Genomic DNA, 15,264 nt, shown 5'->3' with positions numbered 1-15,264 from the left:
CATGCGGGATTCCTCGATGGCCCTCGCCACGGCCCGGCATCCCCGGCCACGTCGCCGCCGCGCCTGGCGGCACGCGCACGGATTACAGTGCGTTCATGCGTCCCGAACACCTGCCCCTGTTGGTCACCGTGGGGGCACCGACCGTCCATCCCGAGGGAGCCTTCGCGCTCGTCGCGGCGTCCCGGGCCAGTTTCGAGGCCGACGACTACACCTCGCAGCTGTGGCGGGTCCCGATCGCCGGCGGCACACCCCGCCGGCTGACCCGCGGATTCGCCGACTCCGCGCCCCGGATCAGCCCCGACGGTCGCCTGGTCGCGTTCCTGCGCCGCGAGCCGGACGCCCGCGCGCAGCTGTTCGTCGCCCCCGCCGAGGGCGGCGAGGCCGCGCAGGCGAGTGACGCGAAGCTGGGCGTGAGCGAGTTCTGCTGGTCCCCCGACTCCCGCACCCTCGCGTTCGTCGCGCGCGTGCCCGAGGACGGCCGCTACGGCACCTGGGAGGGAGTCGGCGCCGGGCAGGAGGATGCCCGGCGGATCACCGGCAACCAGTTCCAGGCCAACGGCCTGGGCTGGTCCCGTGACCGGGCCAAGCAGTTGTTCATCGTCGCCGCCCCCGACCCGTGGGACGAGCCGCCCATCAAACCGATCGGGCGCGCCGCGCGGGCCACCGGCACCGCCACGAGCGGTATCGCCGCGGCGTCCGCCTGGAAGGTGCCGCCGGCGCGGCAGCTCACCGACGGGCCGTGGGATGTCGGCCAGCCCGTCTTCACCCCCGACGGCGGCCAGATCGTGGTCACCTCGCGCCGCGGTGACGATGCCGACGACCATCTGCGCAGCGCCCTGCACCGCGTCGATCTCACCACCGGCGAGAGGGCGGTCGCGCTCGCCGACGCGCGGGTGTCGTTCTCCTCGGCGTGCTACTCCGGCGACGGCACCCTGTTCGCGCTCGGCGAGGACCTGGGCACCGACGGCCTGCAGTTCGTCGCCACCAACGACGCGCTCTACGTGGTGCGCGACGGCGCCCCGGTCCGGCTCACCGACCCCGAGACCGTCGAGCTGACCGGCCCACTCGCCATCGCGGGCGAGGACGCCGTGCTCGCCGTGCGCGCCCACCGCGGCGGCGCCGAGGTGCTTCGGGTGGACACCGCCGGCGCGGTCCGCACCGTGCATGCCGGCACCCCGGCGGCGCTCGCCGTCGCGTCCGTGCCCGGGACCGGCGCTGTCGTCGCCTCGGTGCTGCCGGCCGACTCCGCGGGCGAGGTCGCGCTGATCGCGGACGGGGCGGCCCGCACCCTGACCGATTTCGGCGCCGCGCTCCGGGACCAGACGACGATCGTGCCGGCGTCCGAACTCACCGCCACCGCGCCGGACGGCTACCCGGTGCACGGTTGGGTATGGGTGCCGCAGGGCGACGGCCCGCATCCGGTGCTGCTCGCGATCCACGGCGGCCCGTACTCCCACTACGGGCCCGAGTTCTTCGACGAGTTCCAGACCTACACCGCGGCCGGATACGCGGTGGTGGCCTGCAATCCGCGCGGGTCGGCCTCCTACGGGCAGGCGCACGGCGCCGCGATCACCGGTGACTTCGGCACCCTGGACACCGCCGACGTCCTCGCCTTCCTCGACCACGCACTGGCCACCGTCGAGGGTCTGGACGCCGGCCGCGTCGGCATCCAGGGCGGCAGCTACGGCGGCTACCTGACCGCGTGGATCATCGCCCACCATCACCGGTTCGCGGGCGCGATCGTCGAGCGCGGTTTCCTCGACCCGGCCTCGTTCCTGGGCTCCTCCGACATCGGCTGGTTCTTCATGCCCGCCTACAACGGCCGCGACCGGGCCAGCCAGGACCGGCAGTCCCCCATGCTGGTCGCCGGTCAGGTACGCACACCCACCCTGGTGGTGCATTCCGAGGACGATCTGCGCTGTCCGATCGCGCAGGGCCTGCGCTATTACGCCGAACTCAAGGCGTCCGGAGTGCCGACCGAACTGCTGGTGTTTCCCGGCGAGACGCACGAACTGTCCCGCTCGGGCACGCCGTGGCACCGGCGGCAGCGCTTCGAGGCCATTCTCCAGTGGTGGGCGCGGCACCTTCCGGTAGGCGGCGCGGGGGCCGGCGGGTAGTCTCGCCCAGGTGAGAACCCCCGCGCGCGCCGCCTTGGTCGCGCTGGTGGCGATGGTCGCGGCGGCGTGCTCGCCGGCCGGATCCACGCCGCCGGCGTCGCCGGACGCGCCCGCCTCCGAGGGTTCGGCGACCGCGACCCCGGTACCGTCCGGCGGTGCGGCCAGCGCGTCCGCCACCCCCACGCCCGGCCAACTCGACCTGACCGTCCCCGGCACCGCCGAGGAACTGGTCGCCCGCCTGGTCGAGGCCGCCGGCGGCAGCGACGTGCTCATGGTCACCGTCACTGCCACCGACGCCTCCGTGGTCGTGGTGAAGAACGGTGCCGCCCAGGCCTGGGCGTGGCGCGGCGGCCGGATCCAGCAGATCCCCTCCGACGTCACCTACGTCGCCCAGCGCGCGTTCGATCCGGCCGACTTCTCTTTTCACGACCTGGGGGCGCTGTTCCGGCTCGCCGAGTCGGTGTCGGGCTCCCGGCAGGGCCAGTCGCTGCAGATCGTCGACTATTCGGCCGGCCTGGTCTCGATGTCGGTGTCGACCAATCCCGAGTCGCGGCCGGTGTTCTTCCAGCCCGACGGCACGCTGCTGCCCACCCTCGACTTCACCAGCGAGTGGGGGCTCACCGAGGGCTACCGGGACGTCGTCGGCCCGCGCGTGGGCGCGTCCTCGATGGGTTTCGGGTCGGCCACCGGCGTCTACCTCGATTCGGTGCCGGACGCCGGCGGCTCCTTCCAGCGCCGCCAGCGGATGGCGCGGACGCCGGTGATCGCGACGCCCCGCACCGCGTCAGAGACACTGCGCCGGTTCGATCCCGGACGCGTGCAGCCGGCGGTGGTGTGGTCGGTGCTGCAGGAACTCCGTGAGGACGGCGCGTTCACCCTGGACACGCCGTGGACCTGCGTCGTCGAGGACCGCGCGGGCACCGGCACCCCGCTGATGTACTTCACCGTCGGCGAGCGCAGCTTCGTCACCACCCTCAACGGCGTCCGCCGCTGAGGTTCGCTCGCGGCAGGCGCCCCTCAGCGCCGGGTGAGAGCGTCGGCGGCGAAGGTGGTGCACTGGTTGGGGTCGCCGGTGGAGAAGCCGCGGTTGAGCCAATAACGGCGCTGCTCCGACGAGCCGTGCGTCCACGACTCGGGCCGGATCCGGCCGGTCTGGGTCTTCTGGATGTGATCGTCGCCGACCGCCTGGGCGGCGTCCAGAGCGGTGTAGAGGTCGGACCGGTTCACCTCTTTGATGATCCCGTTCGGGTCATTGGCCGCGTACGCGATCCAGGTGCCGGCGTAGCAGTCGGCCTGCAGTTCCAGGCGCACCTGCGGCGAATCCGGGCCGGACTGGTTGCCCGCCGACTGCACCTTGGCCATCATCCCGGTCAGATTCTGGATGTGATGGCCGTACTCGTGGGCGACGACATAGGCCTCGGCGGCCAGCCCGCCCTTGGCGCCCATCCGGGGCAGCATCAGCTCGAAGAAGCTGTCGTCGAAGTAGACCGTCTCATCGGCCGGGCAGTAGAACGGCCCCAGGTCGGAGGACGCCTGCCCGCAGCCGGTGCTCACCGCGCCGGAGAAGACCACCGTCTTGGCCGGCCGATAGCCCGACAGCACCTGCCCCCAATAGGCCTGGATCGAGTTCGTGTACGCCACCCAGCGGCAGTCGGGGTTCTGGGCGATGTCGGCGCCGGTGCGACAGCCGGCGAACCGGGTGTCCGACTGCGCGAGACCACCGGGTTGACTCCCCGCCCGGGTCTCGGCATGGTACGGGTCGGACGCCGCCAGCAGCTCGGCGGGATTGAAGCCGAAGATCACCGCGAGGATCAGCACGACGATGCTCGCCCCGCCGCCGACCGCGATGGTGCCGCCGCGGCGTCCACCACCACCGCCGCCCATTTGCGAAGGATCGAGTGAAGCGTTCGGGTTGAACTGCATGATGGCCTCCAGTCGCCGCGCCCCGTGGGCTACGAGGATAGTCGGACTAGACTGGACAGATGGAGATTGTGGGGGTTGAGATTCCGGGCGGCGCCCCGGCGCTCTCCTTCACGCTCGGCCACGGCGAGGATCCCTACCAGGTGGCGTGGGAGGCCGGATACCGGGTGCTGCGGCCCTTGTCGGCGTCCGGCACCCTCGAAGACCTCGTCGTCACCTTGCTGATCACCCGGCACGGACGCCGCATCGTGCCCCGCGGCCCGCAGCGCGTCCGCAACAGCCTGCGGCCCGGCCTGGACGTGGGCGAACCGGTGGTGCGGCAGCGGCTGGCCGCCTACGCGCTCGTCGTCTCCGACCGCGGCTTGCTCGCCACCGAGTTTTCCGACCGGACGGCCGTGCCCGGCATGTGGGGCCTGCCCGGCGGCGGCATCGACCCCGGCGAGAACCCGTCCACCACCGTGCAGCGTGAGGTCTTCGAGGAGACCGGCCAGGTGGCCGAGGTGACCCGCTTCCTCGACGTCCAGTCCGACCACTGGATCGGGCACTCCCCCACCGGCGTCGTGGAAGACTTTCACGCCGTCCGGCTGATCTATGCCGCCCGCTGCGAAGACCCGGGCGACCCCGTCGTCCACGACCGGGGCGGCACCACCGCGAGCTGCCGCTGGGTGTCAGCGGACGCGATGAACGAGGTCGCCTGGATCAACGGCTCCCGCGCCCTGCTCGGCAAGCACGCCTCCTCACTGCTGCGCACCGTCCCCCGCCGGGCGAGCGCCTGACCTTACCCACCTCCGACAACGCAGAGTCCCCGCCCGGAAACCCGGACGGGGACTCTGTTGGTTCGGATCAGGTCAGTTCGACCGGCTGAGCTCCTGCTCCGGTCGACTAGTTCGACCGGAAGTACGACAGGATGCGCAGCAGTTCGGTGTAGAGCCAGACCATCGTGACGGTCAGGCCGAAGGCGCCGCGCCACGACTCGGAGGCCGGCAGGCGGTTGCGGACGCCCTGCTCGATGTAGTCGAAGTCCATGATCAGGTTGGCCACGGCCAGCACGACGGCGACCAGCGAGATCAGGATCGCCATCGCGTTGAAGCCGCCGCCCACGGTGCGCACACCCAGGTTGATGCCGAACAGCGACAGCACGAGGTTGACCAGGACGAGGCCCGCGAACGCGAAGGTCGCCATGGTGACGATCCGGCGGAACTGGTTGGTGACCCGGACCCGGAGCACCTTGTAGGCGGCCAAGGTGGCGCCGGCGGCGACGAAGGTGGCCAGCACCGCCTGGATCACGATGCTCGGGTCGAACATCATCGCGAACAGCAGGCTGAACGCGCCGATGAAAACGCCCTCGATCGCGGAGTAGGCCAGCACGAACGCCGGGTTGATCTTGCGGCGCAACGACACCATCAGCACCGTGACGAAGCCGACGATGCCGCTGACGATCAGCGCCGGGTACAGCAGCGCCTGCGGGATGAACATGAAGGTGATCGCCGCCGTGAGGACGAGCACGCCCATGGTGACCGCGGTCTTGGTGATGACATCGTCGATCGTCATCACGCCTTCGGGCGCGGTCTGCTGTGGCGCGGGCTGCGCCCACGGCTCGGGACCGTAGCCCGGCTGGCCGTAGGGCTGCTGGCCGTAACCCGACGTGGGGTAACCCTGCGGCGCGGGCTGGGTAAAGTTCTGGCTCCGCGTGAAGACGGGGTTGGTGCTCTGCATGGAAGGTCTCGCCTTTCTCGGTGGACTCACCGTCCACTATAGGCAACGCTCCCAGCCGGTCGGGCTATTCCTCGCCGAGCACGCCGCGGGGATGCCCCGCGCCACCACCGAGGCGGGGTCGCGCCGGACCGATCCGGCGCGACCGGACACACCTCAGGCGTCCAGGGTGAGGACGCCGTCCGCCTCGGTGTAGGTCTCGCCGGTCTCGGGGCAGCGCCAGTGGCCCTCGCCCTCGTCGACGAGCGGGAAGCCGGCGCGGCCGACCCACTTGAGGCGGCGTGCAGGAACGCCCGCCACCAGCGCGAAGTCGGGCACGTCCTTGTTGACGACCGATCCGGCCGCCACGGTCGCCCAGCGGCCGACCGTCACCGGGGCGATGCACACGGCGCGGGCGCCGATCGAGCAGCCTTCGCGCAGCGTCACGCCGACGCACTCCCAGTCCTCGCCCGACTTCAGCGACCCGTCGGGATTCACCGCGCGCGGGAAGAGATCGTTGGTCAGCACGGCCGCCGGACCGACGAACACGCCGTCCTCGAGGACCGCGGGCTCGTACACGAGGGCATAGTTCTGCAGCTTGCAGTTGGCACCCATCTGGACGCCGGGGCCGACGTAGGAACCGCGGCCCAGCGTGCAGCCGGCGCCGACGACGGCGTCCTCGCGGATCTGCGCCAGGTGCCAGACGACGACGTTGTCGCCGAGGGTTGCGCGGTCATCGACATCTGCGCTGGCTGCGATGCGTGCCATCTCAGTGCTCCATTTCATGGTTGGGGTGGGGACGGGTCGCATCCGGCCGACCCGCGGTATGGCTCGCACTCTCCCACGCGTCGACCGCGGACGCCAAGCCCAGCGTGGCGTACCCAAGCACCAGCGCGGAAGCCACCGAGGCGAGCGTGGCCGCCGCGAGCGCACGCTCGGGCGCGAAGCCCGGAACGAGGCCGCCGTTCGTCAGCAGCAGCGCCGCGATCCCCGCCGAGGCGAGCGCCACGAGCAGCAGCGCAGTCGCCCCGCGCGAGCCGACCGAGGCGGGCATCACCGGCGAGATCACCGCGACGCAGGCGCGCGCGACCAGCACCCAGGCGATCGTCACCGTCATCGCGATCACGATGTCGGCGGCATCGTGCCAGCGGGAGGCGAGGATGCCCACGCACATGCCCACCAGCAGAACCCCGGCCACCGCTGTGCCCAGCGGTCGGCGCCGTGGGCTCACCGCCAGCACGATCGCGACGAACGCCGAGGACGCCATCGCCACATGGCCCGACATCTCCCGGGTCTGGTCGATCCGGTAGGCCGGGAACGCCAGGTACCCCAGCTTGATCGCCTCGACGGTCACGAAGGCTCCTGCGGCGACGACCGCGGCGGCGTAAGCCGTTCTGCGGCGTCCGCCGCGGACCAGGGCCACCAGCATCGCGAGGACGCCCACGGCCACCACCGGCGGCGAGAGCCACTTCAGGCCTCCGCGCAGGATCCGCCAGCCCCCGTGCTCCCACCCGCCGACCGCGACCTGGACGGCGCGCGTCCACTCGTGGGCCGGCTCGGTGGCGAACAGCAGCCCCGCGGCCAGCGGCAGCGCAGCGCCGGCCAGCGCCACCACGACGAGGGCCGCCAACCGGCCCGCCGAGGCGCGGGCGCTCCCCCGTTCGCGCTCACCGGTGATGTCGGTGACCGCCATGTCGCCACCGATCACAAAGTGATCCGCTCGACCGCTGCGACCTTCTTGATCTCACGCGAGGCCGCCGCCTCCGCGTCCGCCCAGGAGAAGCTCTCCAGCGACGGAGCGACGGCGAGGCCGCGCTGCACGAGCATGAGTGCGATCTGCTCCTGGTGGTCGTCGATGTGCTCACCGAACCGCTGACGGCGGACGAGCAGGACCGGCGCCTTGCCCACGTCGAGCGCGGCCAGCGCCGACCCCACCCCCGCATGCACGAAGACGACGTCCGCCTCACGCATGAGCGCGACCAGATCGCTGGACGGGAACCAGTCCTGCGCCCCCTCCAGCCCGGCGGCGGGGGTCGATCCGGTCTGCCAGACCACCTCGACGCCCTCGGGCACGGCGGCCCGGATCCGCTCGATCGCGCGCGGGAACGGGAAGCGCTCCCCGCCCAGCGACACCACCACGCGACGAATCTCGGGCGTCGTGCGGGGCTCGGCCATGTAGCCGTCGAACACCGAGGCCAGCCGCCGCCACCGGGGGCCCAGGACCGGCTGGGCCTGGCAGTACAACCGCACGCGCGGCAGCGCCGCGGCGATGCGCCCCGTCAGCGACGGAGCCACCTGACGCGCCGCGCTCTCGATGAACGTGATCGGCAGCCGGAGCAGGGCACCGGCGAGCATGTAGGGAACAGCCATGGCCGCGCCCGTGGTCACCACGTGCTGAACCTTGTTCCGCCGCAGCGCACGCACGGCGCCGGGGACGGCGGCCAGCGCACGCCCCAAATGACGAGGACCGATATGGGCGACGAACTCCACGTCACGTCCTTGCAGACGGGAACGGGTTTGCGCCGACTCGGCGGTCATCCACAACACCGGCGTATCGCCGGTATCGATCTGTTCCTCAAGTCGTAGGAGTTCGTCGATATGCCCGCCCGAACTCGCAATGAATAGATAACACCCCTGCGCGCTTCCCGCACGCACGCCAGATCGTTGCACCGAGTAGCCTCCCCCCAAGCTCCTGTACGAGAACGAGGGTATAGCGACGACACACATCACGTAAACGCATGCTTGGTGATGGGCAGAACATGAGACGCGGTTTGCATCAACGTGCACGACCGGGCACGATCAAGCGACCAACCGACTGTGACCGTGATCAGCACGGCCGACGGAGGACACCCCGTGCCTACTAGCTTCGTGACCGACGCCTCGACGGCGGACGTGAGCGTCATCGTTGTCACCTACAACAACCACGCCGAGATCGATTCTCTGCTGTCGTCGCTGCGACACGAGGCCGAGCAGCTGAGGATTCGGGTGGTGATCGCCGACAACGCCTCGGCCGACGGCACTCTCGACGCCGTCCGGCGGCACCCCGACGTGGTGGCCGTCGAGTCGGGCGGCAATATCGGCTACGCCGGCGGCATCAACGCGGGACTGCGCGCCATGGGCCCGACCCGGGCGGTGCTGATCCTGAACCCCGACCTCGAGGTCGTCCCCGGCTGCATCCGGGCACTGCTGGCGCGGTTGGAGGAGTCGGACGCCGGCGTGGTCGTTCCGCGCATCGAGGACGCCGACGGCCACCGCTACCCGTCCCTGCGGCGGGAGCCGTCGCTCACCCGGGCGATGGGCGATGCCGCACTCGGGCGGCGGGTTCCGCACCGGCTGACGGCCTGGACCGAGAACATCCACGACCCCGAGCCGTACCAGACGGCGCACCAGATCGAGTGGGCGACCGGGGCGGCCCTGCTCATCGACGCCGAGGCCGCGCACCGCATCGGGCCGTGGGATGAGCGCTTCTTCCTCTACTCCGAAGAGACCGACTTCTTCCGGCGGGCCCGCGACCTCGGCTACGCCGTCTGGTACGAGCCGACCGCCGTCGTCCGGCACGCCCAGGGCGGCTCCGGGTCGGCCCCCGAGCTGGACGCCCTGCGCGCCGTGAACCGGGTGCGCTATTTCGCCAAGTACCACGCCCCGCTCCCGACCGCGATGTTCTACGCGGTCACGGTCGTGCACGAGGGCATCCGCGCGGTCCGGCCGCGCCAGCGCCGGGTCGCGCGCCTGGTGGCCGACCGCCGCGGCTGGCCGAACCTGCCGCATGCCACCCGCGAGGCCTCCCCCGCGCGCATCGCCGCCGCCCGGGGGTCGATCGTGATCCCGGCGCACAACGAGGCCGCGGTGATCGGCCGGACGCTGCGCTCGCTGGGCCCGCTGCTCGGCGCACCGGGCATCGAGGTCGTGGTGGCGGCCAACGCCTGCACCGACGACACGGTCGCGATCGCTTCCTCGTTCGAGGGCGTGCAGGTGATCGACACACCCGAGGCGTCCAAGCCCGGCGCGATCAACGCCGCCGAAGCCGTGGCCACGCAGTGGCCCCGGCTCTACCTCGACGCGGACATCGAGATCAGTCCGGCGGCCGTGCTCGACATCCTGGACGCGCTCGCCTCCGGCGATCCGCTGGCCGGCCGTCCGCCCTACCGATGGGATCTGTCCGGGACCACCTGGCCCGTGCGCACCTACTACCGCGCCCGCGGCCGGATGCAGCGCGGCGAGGTCGCGCTGTGGGGGGCGGGCGCCTACGCGCTGTCACGCCAAGGCCGTGAGCGCTTCGGCGCCTTTCCCAAAGTGACCGGCGACGACCTCTTCGTCGACCAGCAGTTCTCCTCCGACGAGAAGCGGATCATCCAGACCGACGCGGTCGTGGTCCGGGTTCCGCGGACGAGCAGCAACCTGATGAACATCCTCCGGCGGCAGAAGCGCGGCGGGGCCGAGCTCGGCGTCTCGTCGGCCGGCAGCACCGTGAGGGATCTGCTGCGCACGGTCTCAGGACCGGTGAGCGCCTTCGACGCGGCCGTTTATGCGGCCTTCGCGATGTGGTCGCGGCGGTCGGCCCGCGCGTCGTCGGGGGCATGGGAGCGGGACAGTTCCAGTCGTGTCGCCGACCAGGACGCCGCGGGCGACGCCTGATCCTGATCGGCGACCCGGCCGGGTCGATCGAGGCGGCCTAGGAGACGACGACGCGTCGGCTCGCGGCGAGACGACGACGCAGGCGCCAGCGATCGATCAGGACCGCGCTGGAGAGGGTGCCGATCAGCCCGGCCGCGGCGACGGCAGCGAGCGCACGGATGGTGCCCTGGTCGTTGGACCCCACGTAGTTGACCTTCGGCCGAGCCGCGATCGGGGATGCCGTGATCCGTGCGTCCCAGGGGACCCCGGCCTCGTCCTGGACCTCGTTCGACAACCGCCGCAGTTCCTCCACCGTCTGGTCGTGGAGGGCGATCAGGGCGTCGGGATCGTTCCCGTTCACCTCCACCGACAGCGCCGGGCGCAGAAAGGCGTTCACCCACTGATTGCCGAGGTTCGGCAGGGTGACGAACACGCCCTCCCGCTTACCGGCGCCGTACATGGGCGCGTCGGGACGGCTGAGCCGGAACACCGGCCCACGGTTGTACCGGCGCTCCACCACCGCGGCGAATGCCGCCAGTTCCTGGGTCACCGCGTCGTCGGCGGGGCTGGCCAGCGTGGCGCCCGGGGCGACGAAGACGAGATCGTTCTGGATCGAATACGACGGCTGAGGCCACGCCATCCAGACGCCGGTGAAGACGGTGAGGATCACGCCGACCACGACGACACGCCAGCGGCGGCGCAACACGGCACCGAGGGTCACGACGCCCGCCCCTCGGCCCTGACGCCTGCACGCTGTCGGTATTCGGACCTCACGGCGGCCACCCTATCAGCAGCCCGAACCTGGGCTCCGTCAGCCAACCCTTGCCCAAACATGTAAAGATGGGCTCAGCATAATTTGGGGGGGTTATGGAGATTCGTGACATCGTGGCGAGCCTGGTTCGCCGTTGGTATGTCCTCGTGGCCGGCATCGTGATCGCCGCCGCAGCCGTTGCCGGGGTGTCCACCAGCGTTCCGGCGAGCTACACGCAGATATCGAGCGCGGTGCTGATCCCGGCCAAGGGCGTCTTCCCCGAGGGCGGGAACCCGTTCCTGTATCTCGGCGGTCTTACCCAGCAGCGCGACCTACTGGTGCGGACGATGCTGTCCGACGACGTGATGAGCCGGGTCGTCAACGGCGATCCGCAGGCTGAGTTGGTCGTGGAGATCGACGGCACCACCGCCGGCCCGGTCGTCGTCCTGCAAGCGACCTCGTCGAGCCCGGACGGGGCGACCAGCCTGCTGCAGCGCGCGAACGACGCCCTGGTCATCGAACTCGGCCGCCTGCAGGCGGAGGTGGACACACCGCCGTCGGCGCAGACCACGCTGCTGCCGCTGGCGCAAGACGCCGAGCCGGATCGCTCCCTCAAGGCCCAGCTTCAGCTGTCGGTGGTGGTCGGCGGCGGCATCCTGCTCATCACGCTGATCGCCGCCGTGTGGCTCGACGGACGCAGTCCGCGCCGCGTGGCACCCTCGGACGAGGAGTCCGGGGACTCCCGGATCGCCGACCCGGTCACCCGATCGTGACCACTCCGGCGCGGTCGGTATCGCCCGTAGCCAAGAAGAAGAAACACCCCTTCGATGCCGTGTCGCTGCTGACCATCTATCTGGTGGCGCTGTATGCGTTTCCGTCGGCGGGGGCGATCGCGGCCATCGGCTCGGTCGGACGTCCGTCGACGCTGATCGGGCTGGTGTGCCTGGCCTGGTGGATCCTGGCGACAATCCAGCGCCGCCGGCCGCGTCTGGGCCCCGCACAGCCGGTGCGCATCGCGCTGGCGGTCTTCTTGATCATCGCGCTGCTCAGCTACGCGGCAGCGCACGCGCGCGGGCTGCCTCCGGGCGAGACGACGGTCACCGACTCCGGCCTGATCCGCCTGGCCTCCTTCGCCGGCGTGGCGCTTCTCACCATGGACGGCATCCAGTCGAAGGAGCGCTTCCTGACGCTGTTGCAGCGGGTGGCGATCGGCGGGGCCGCGACGGCGACCCTGGGCATCCTCCAGTTCGCCACCGGCGAGCAGCTCCTGGCCGGCGTGGCGCTGCCCGGATTCACCAGCAACGGGTTCGGGCTGGAAGAGCGTGGCGACCTGATTCGTGCCAGCGCCATGGCGGCGCATCCGCTCGAGTACGCCGCCGTGCTGGGCTGCGCTCTGCCCCTGGCACTCAATCGCGCGCTGTTCGTGTCGACGGCCACCGCCGCCGTCCGGTGGTACTCGAGCGCGGCGATCCTGGTGGCCTCGCTGTTCGCCGTGTCACGCTCCGCCGTCTTGTCGGTGGTGCTGGGCGTGGCCTTCTTGTTCCCCTCCTGGCCGAAGAAGACCCGCGGGTATCTGATGATCGCCGCCGTCTTCCTGCTGGGTGTGGTGTATGTGCTGGTGCCGGGCATGTTCGGCACCCTCCGCAGCCTGTTCGCCGGCAGCGACGCCAGCACCAACTCACGGCTGCACAGCTGGGGCCCGGCCCTCGAGATCTGGAGCGCGCACCCGTTCATCGGCCGAGGATTCGGCACGCTCCTGCCCCGCTACCGCATCCTCGACAACGCCTACTTGGGCTTGCTGGTCGAACTCGGCGTCCTCGGGCTGGCGGCATTCGTCGCGCTCGTGGTGGCCGCATTCGTGGTCAGTCTGCGCGCCAGCCGTCGCACCGCCGATGTGGCGTTGCGCACGCAGACACGGGCCCTCACGGCCTCACTCAGCGTGGCGGCCCTTCTGGTAGCACTTTTTGACGCTTTTTCGTTCACGATGGCCGCCGGAACTCTGGCCTTGATCGTCGGTCTGTGCGGTGCATCATCGGTTGTCTGCGCCACTTCGCGGCCCGCATCAAAAGACACGAATCACGGCGGGACAGTTCCCACGTCTTGATGTCCACGCACAGGCCAGTTTGACATCACCCGCGTGCGCTCCTGCATACTCTTAGGGCACCTGGGGGGGAGAGCAAACGACTGTCGAAAGGCCAGCCAGTGCGCAATCGAACCATCCAGAATGACCACCAGGAGACCAACTCTCCGTGTGACAGACCTCGCCGGATTGCCGGCACCCTCTTCACTCTCGGACTCGCGACCACCATCGCCCTCGTGGCCACCGCACAACCCGTGTCAGCGGCCACCACATCCGCTTTCAGCGACAATGTCCGCCCGCAACTCGCAGCAGATCCCGAAACTCGCTGGGTCGAACTCGGGTTCCGTTTCAGCGTGACCAAGCCGGTGACTGCCCTCGGCGTCCAGGTCCCGTTCGCAGAACGCCACCACCAGCGGAACCACCGCCACGTTGTGGGACGCGAACGGCACCCGCCTCGCGCAGACCCGCCTCAGCGGCAACGGCGGTCTCGTCCAGGCCAACTTCGCCACGGGCGTGCCGCTGCAGACCGGGCGCACCTACACGGTGTCCTACACCGCGCCCAAGGGGCAGTACCCGGCTGACGAGCTCGCTTTCACGCGGCCGACGACCAGCGGTGTCTTCAACATTCCGCAGGACGCGGGCGTCTACACCTACGAGCAGGGAAGCGTCCCGACGAACACCTACCGCTCGTCGAACTACCACGTGGACCTCCTCGTGTCCGACACGCCGGGGACCACCACGCCGGCTCCGACCGCGCCTCGGCCTTCGACGCCCGCCAAGCCGACGATGACGCCGTCGCGCACCGCGGACCCCGCGCCGGAGAAGCCTCAGTCCAAGCCGACGGTGCCCAACAACGACGCGACCGCGGCCGGCCTCAACCTGCCGCGCGTTCCCTGGGAAGGCGGCCCCAACTACTGGGCCCAGTTCTCGGATGCTTCGGAGTGGACCGATCCGTCCTTCTTCCCCATCGGCATCTGGCACGAGTCGATCTCGTCCGACGCCGAGGTGCAGTGGGACAAGAGCCAAGGCATCAACTACTACGCCGGCTTGTGGGAAGGGACCGACTTCGGTCTGTTCGAGCGCAACGACATGTACTGGCTGGGCAGCAAGCTCAACAGCACTTTCAAGGATCACTCGCCGAACTGGCCCGGTGTCTTCCTGGACGACGAGGTGGACGGACGCTTCAGCCCGAATGAGGGCACTTCGATGATCCAGAACATGCACAACGAGTGGAAGGGCTCGGGCAAGTTCACCTACGCCAACTACACGCAGCTGGTGACGGGCATCGATATCGATGTCAAGGCGCAAGAGAAGTATGTGAACACGCCGGACGTCTCCTCGGTCGACATGTACTGGTACTCCCTCTACAACTGCGACTGGTCGCAGTTCCGCGGTCACCTCTACGCCGACCCGGTGTCCAAGGAGACCTGCCGGACGTCGTCCAGCTACGGCAAGACGACGAACGCGCTGACGATCCGTGACGCCGCGGACGGACGGATTCAGCCTCGCTGGATGTTCATCGAGAACCTCAACGGGCTGTCCACCGCCGACCAGCACCGTCCGTACATCACGCCCGGCCAGGTCAAGGGCGCCGCGATGAACTCCGTCATCAACGAAGCCCGCGGCCTGATCTACTTCAACCAGTCCTACACCGGCAACTGCCAGACGGCAGGCGCCCTGCGGAGCGCGCAGCGCCAGGGTTCCTCCTTCTGCGGCTACCCGCAGATCAAGGCGATGGGTGAGGTGAACAACCTCATTCACAAGCTGGCGCGGGTGATCAACACGCAGTCCTACGTGTGGACCTTCGGGAGCGGCCTGGACACGATGTTGAAGACCTACGGTGGCGACGCCTACATCTTCGCGATGACGGACGGCAAGACCGGTTCCCGCACGTTCACCCTTCCCCCCGGTGTCAAGGGCACCTCGGTGGAGGTGTACGGCGAGGGCCGGACGCTGAAGGTGACCGATGGTCGCTTCACCGACAACTTCGCCAACGAGTACGACTACCACATCTACAAGGTCTCGCTCGCCTGAGCGATCCTGAAGACGGCTGACGCCGCTGACGACCTGGTCGTCAGCGGCGTCAGCCG

The 15,264-nt window shown here is 70.1% G+C and carries 13 protein-coding genes; 7 read left to right on the top strand and 6 right to left on the bottom strand.

Features of this window, described 5'->3' with window-relative positions; genetic code table 11:
• The first annotated feature begins 95 nt into the window (after positions 1-95).
• Together QM708_RS11560 and QM708_RS11555 are read left to right on the top strand one after the other, a co-directional pair.
• A complete protein-coding gene (locus QM708_RS11560; RefSeq protein ID WP_415108438.1) occupies positions 96-2,117 on the top strand; it encodes a S9 family peptidase in 2,022 nt (673 codons plus the stop codon).
• 10 nt (positions 2,118-2,127) lie between these two features.
• Positions 2,128-3,111, top strand: a complete 984-nt coding sequence (locus QM708_RS11555) for a hypothetical protein (protein ID WP_415108435.1) — start codon at positions 2,128-2,130, stop codon at positions 3,109-3,111.
• Between the two features lie 23 nt (positions 3,112-3,134).
• Here QM708_RS11555 and QM708_RS11550 read toward each other — a convergent pair whose 3' ends face one another.
• Entirely contained in the window at positions 3,135-4,040 is a 906-nt protein-coding gene (locus QM708_RS11550; RefSeq protein ID WP_415108432.1) for a neutral zinc metallopeptidase, read from the bottom strand.
• A gap of 59 nt (positions 4,041-4,099) precedes the next feature.
• Here QM708_RS11550 and QM708_RS11545 point away from each other — a divergent pair, with 59 nt between their 5' ends.
• A complete protein-coding gene (locus QM708_RS11545; RefSeq protein ID WP_415108429.1) occupies positions 4,100-4,813 on the top strand; it encodes an NUDIX hydrolase in 714 nt (237 codons plus the stop codon).
• 106 nt (positions 4,814-4,919) lie between these two features.
• Here the strand turns inward: QM708_RS11545 and QM708_RS11540 are convergent, their stop codons facing one another.
• From QM708_RS11540 to QM708_RS11525, 4 genes are all read right to left on the bottom strand, one after another.
• On the bottom strand, positions 4,920-5,753 hold the full coding sequence (locus QM708_RS11540; protein ID WP_415108426.1) for a Bax inhibitor-1/YccA family membrane protein: 834 nt from the start codon (positions 5,751-5,753) through the stop codon (positions 4,920-4,922).
• Positions 5,754-5,906: 153 nt separating this feature from the next.
• Positions 5,907-6,497, bottom strand: a complete 591-nt coding sequence (locus tag QM708_RS11535; protein WP_415108423.1) for an acyltransferase — start codon at positions 6,495-6,497, stop codon at positions 5,907-5,909.
• A 1-nt stretch (position 6,498) separates the two neighbouring features.
• A complete protein-coding gene (locus QM708_RS11530) occupies positions 6,499-7,422 on the bottom strand; it encodes a hypothetical protein (RefSeq protein WP_415108420.1) in 924 nt (307 codons plus the stop codon).
• Between the two features lie 11 nt (positions 7,423-7,433).
• A complete protein-coding gene (locus QM708_RS11525) occupies positions 7,434-8,219 on the bottom strand; it encodes a hypothetical protein (protein ID WP_415108417.1) in 786 nt (261 codons plus the stop codon).
• Positions 8,220-8,582: 363 nt separating this feature from the next.
• Here QM708_RS11525 and QM708_RS11520 point away from each other — a divergent pair, with 363 nt between their 5' ends.
• A complete protein-coding gene (locus QM708_RS11520) occupies positions 8,583-10,364 on the top strand; it encodes a glycosyltransferase family 2 protein (protein WP_415108414.1) in 1,782 nt (593 codons plus the stop codon).
• Positions 10,365-10,401: 37 nt separating this feature from the next.
• Here the strand turns inward: QM708_RS11520 and QM708_RS11515 are convergent, their stop codons facing one another.
• Entirely contained in the window at positions 10,402-11,064 is a 663-nt protein-coding gene (locus QM708_RS11515; protein ID WP_415108411.1) for a hypothetical protein, read from the bottom strand.
• Positions 11,065-11,228: 164 nt separating this feature from the next.
• Here QM708_RS11515 and QM708_RS11510 point away from each other — a divergent pair, with 164 nt between their 5' ends.
• From QM708_RS11510 to QM708_RS11500, 3 genes are all read left to right on the top strand, one after another.
• Positions 11,229-11,867: a hypothetical protein gene (locus QM708_RS11510; RefSeq protein WP_415108408.1), complete on the top strand. Its 639-nt coding sequence runs from the start codon at positions 11,229-11,231 to the stop codon at positions 11,865-11,867.
• Positions 11,864-13,198, top strand: coding sequence for an O-antigen ligase family protein (locus QM708_RS11505; RefSeq protein ID WP_415108405.1), 1,335 nt, complete (start codon positions 11,864-11,866; stop codon positions 13,196-13,198). Before QM708_RS11510 ends, QM708_RS11505 begins: the two co-directional genes overlap by 4 nt.
• 345 nt (positions 13,199-13,543) lie before the next feature.
• On the top strand, positions 13,544-15,208 hold the full coding sequence (locus QM708_RS11500) for a DUF4082 domain-containing protein (RefSeq protein ID WP_415111407.1): 1,665 nt from the start codon (positions 13,544-13,546) through the stop codon (positions 15,206-15,208).
• The last annotated feature ends 56 nt before the right edge of the window (positions 15,209-15,264 follow it).

The organism is Propioniciclava sp. (assembly GCF_047602245.1).
Classification (GTDB): Bacteria; Actinomycetota; Actinomycetes; order Propionibacteriales; family Propionibacteriaceae; genus Propioniciclava.
The sequence above is the reverse complement of the archived record's forward strand: the minus strand, read 5'-3'. Positions and strand labels throughout refer to the sequence as shown.

Excerpts from the sequence above, each read along its gene's own strand:
- QM708_RS11560 (WP_415108438.1), top strand. The coding sequence starts at position 96 with ATGCGTCCCGAACACCTGCCCCTGTTGGTCACCGTGGGGGCACCGACC.
- QM708_RS11550 (WP_415108432.1), bottom strand. The coding sequence starts at position 4,040 with ATGCAGTTCAACCCGAACGCTTCACTCGATCCTTCGCAAATGGGCGGC.
- QM708_RS11545 (WP_415108429.1), top strand. The coding sequence starts at position 4,100 with ATGGAGATTGTGGGGGTTGAGATTCCGGGCGGCGCCCCGGCGCTCTCC.
- QM708_RS11540 (WP_415108426.1), bottom strand. The coding sequence starts at position 5,753 with ATGCAGAGCACCAACCCCGTCTTCACGCGGAGCCAGAACTTTACCCAG.
- QM708_RS11535 (WP_415108423.1), bottom strand. The coding sequence starts at position 6,497 with ATGGCACGCATCGCAGCCAGCGCAGATGTCGATGACCGCGCAACCCTC.
- QM708_RS11530 (WP_415108420.1), bottom strand. The coding sequence starts at position 7,422 with ATGGCGGTCACCGACATCACCGGTGAGCGCGAACGGGGGAGCGCCCGC.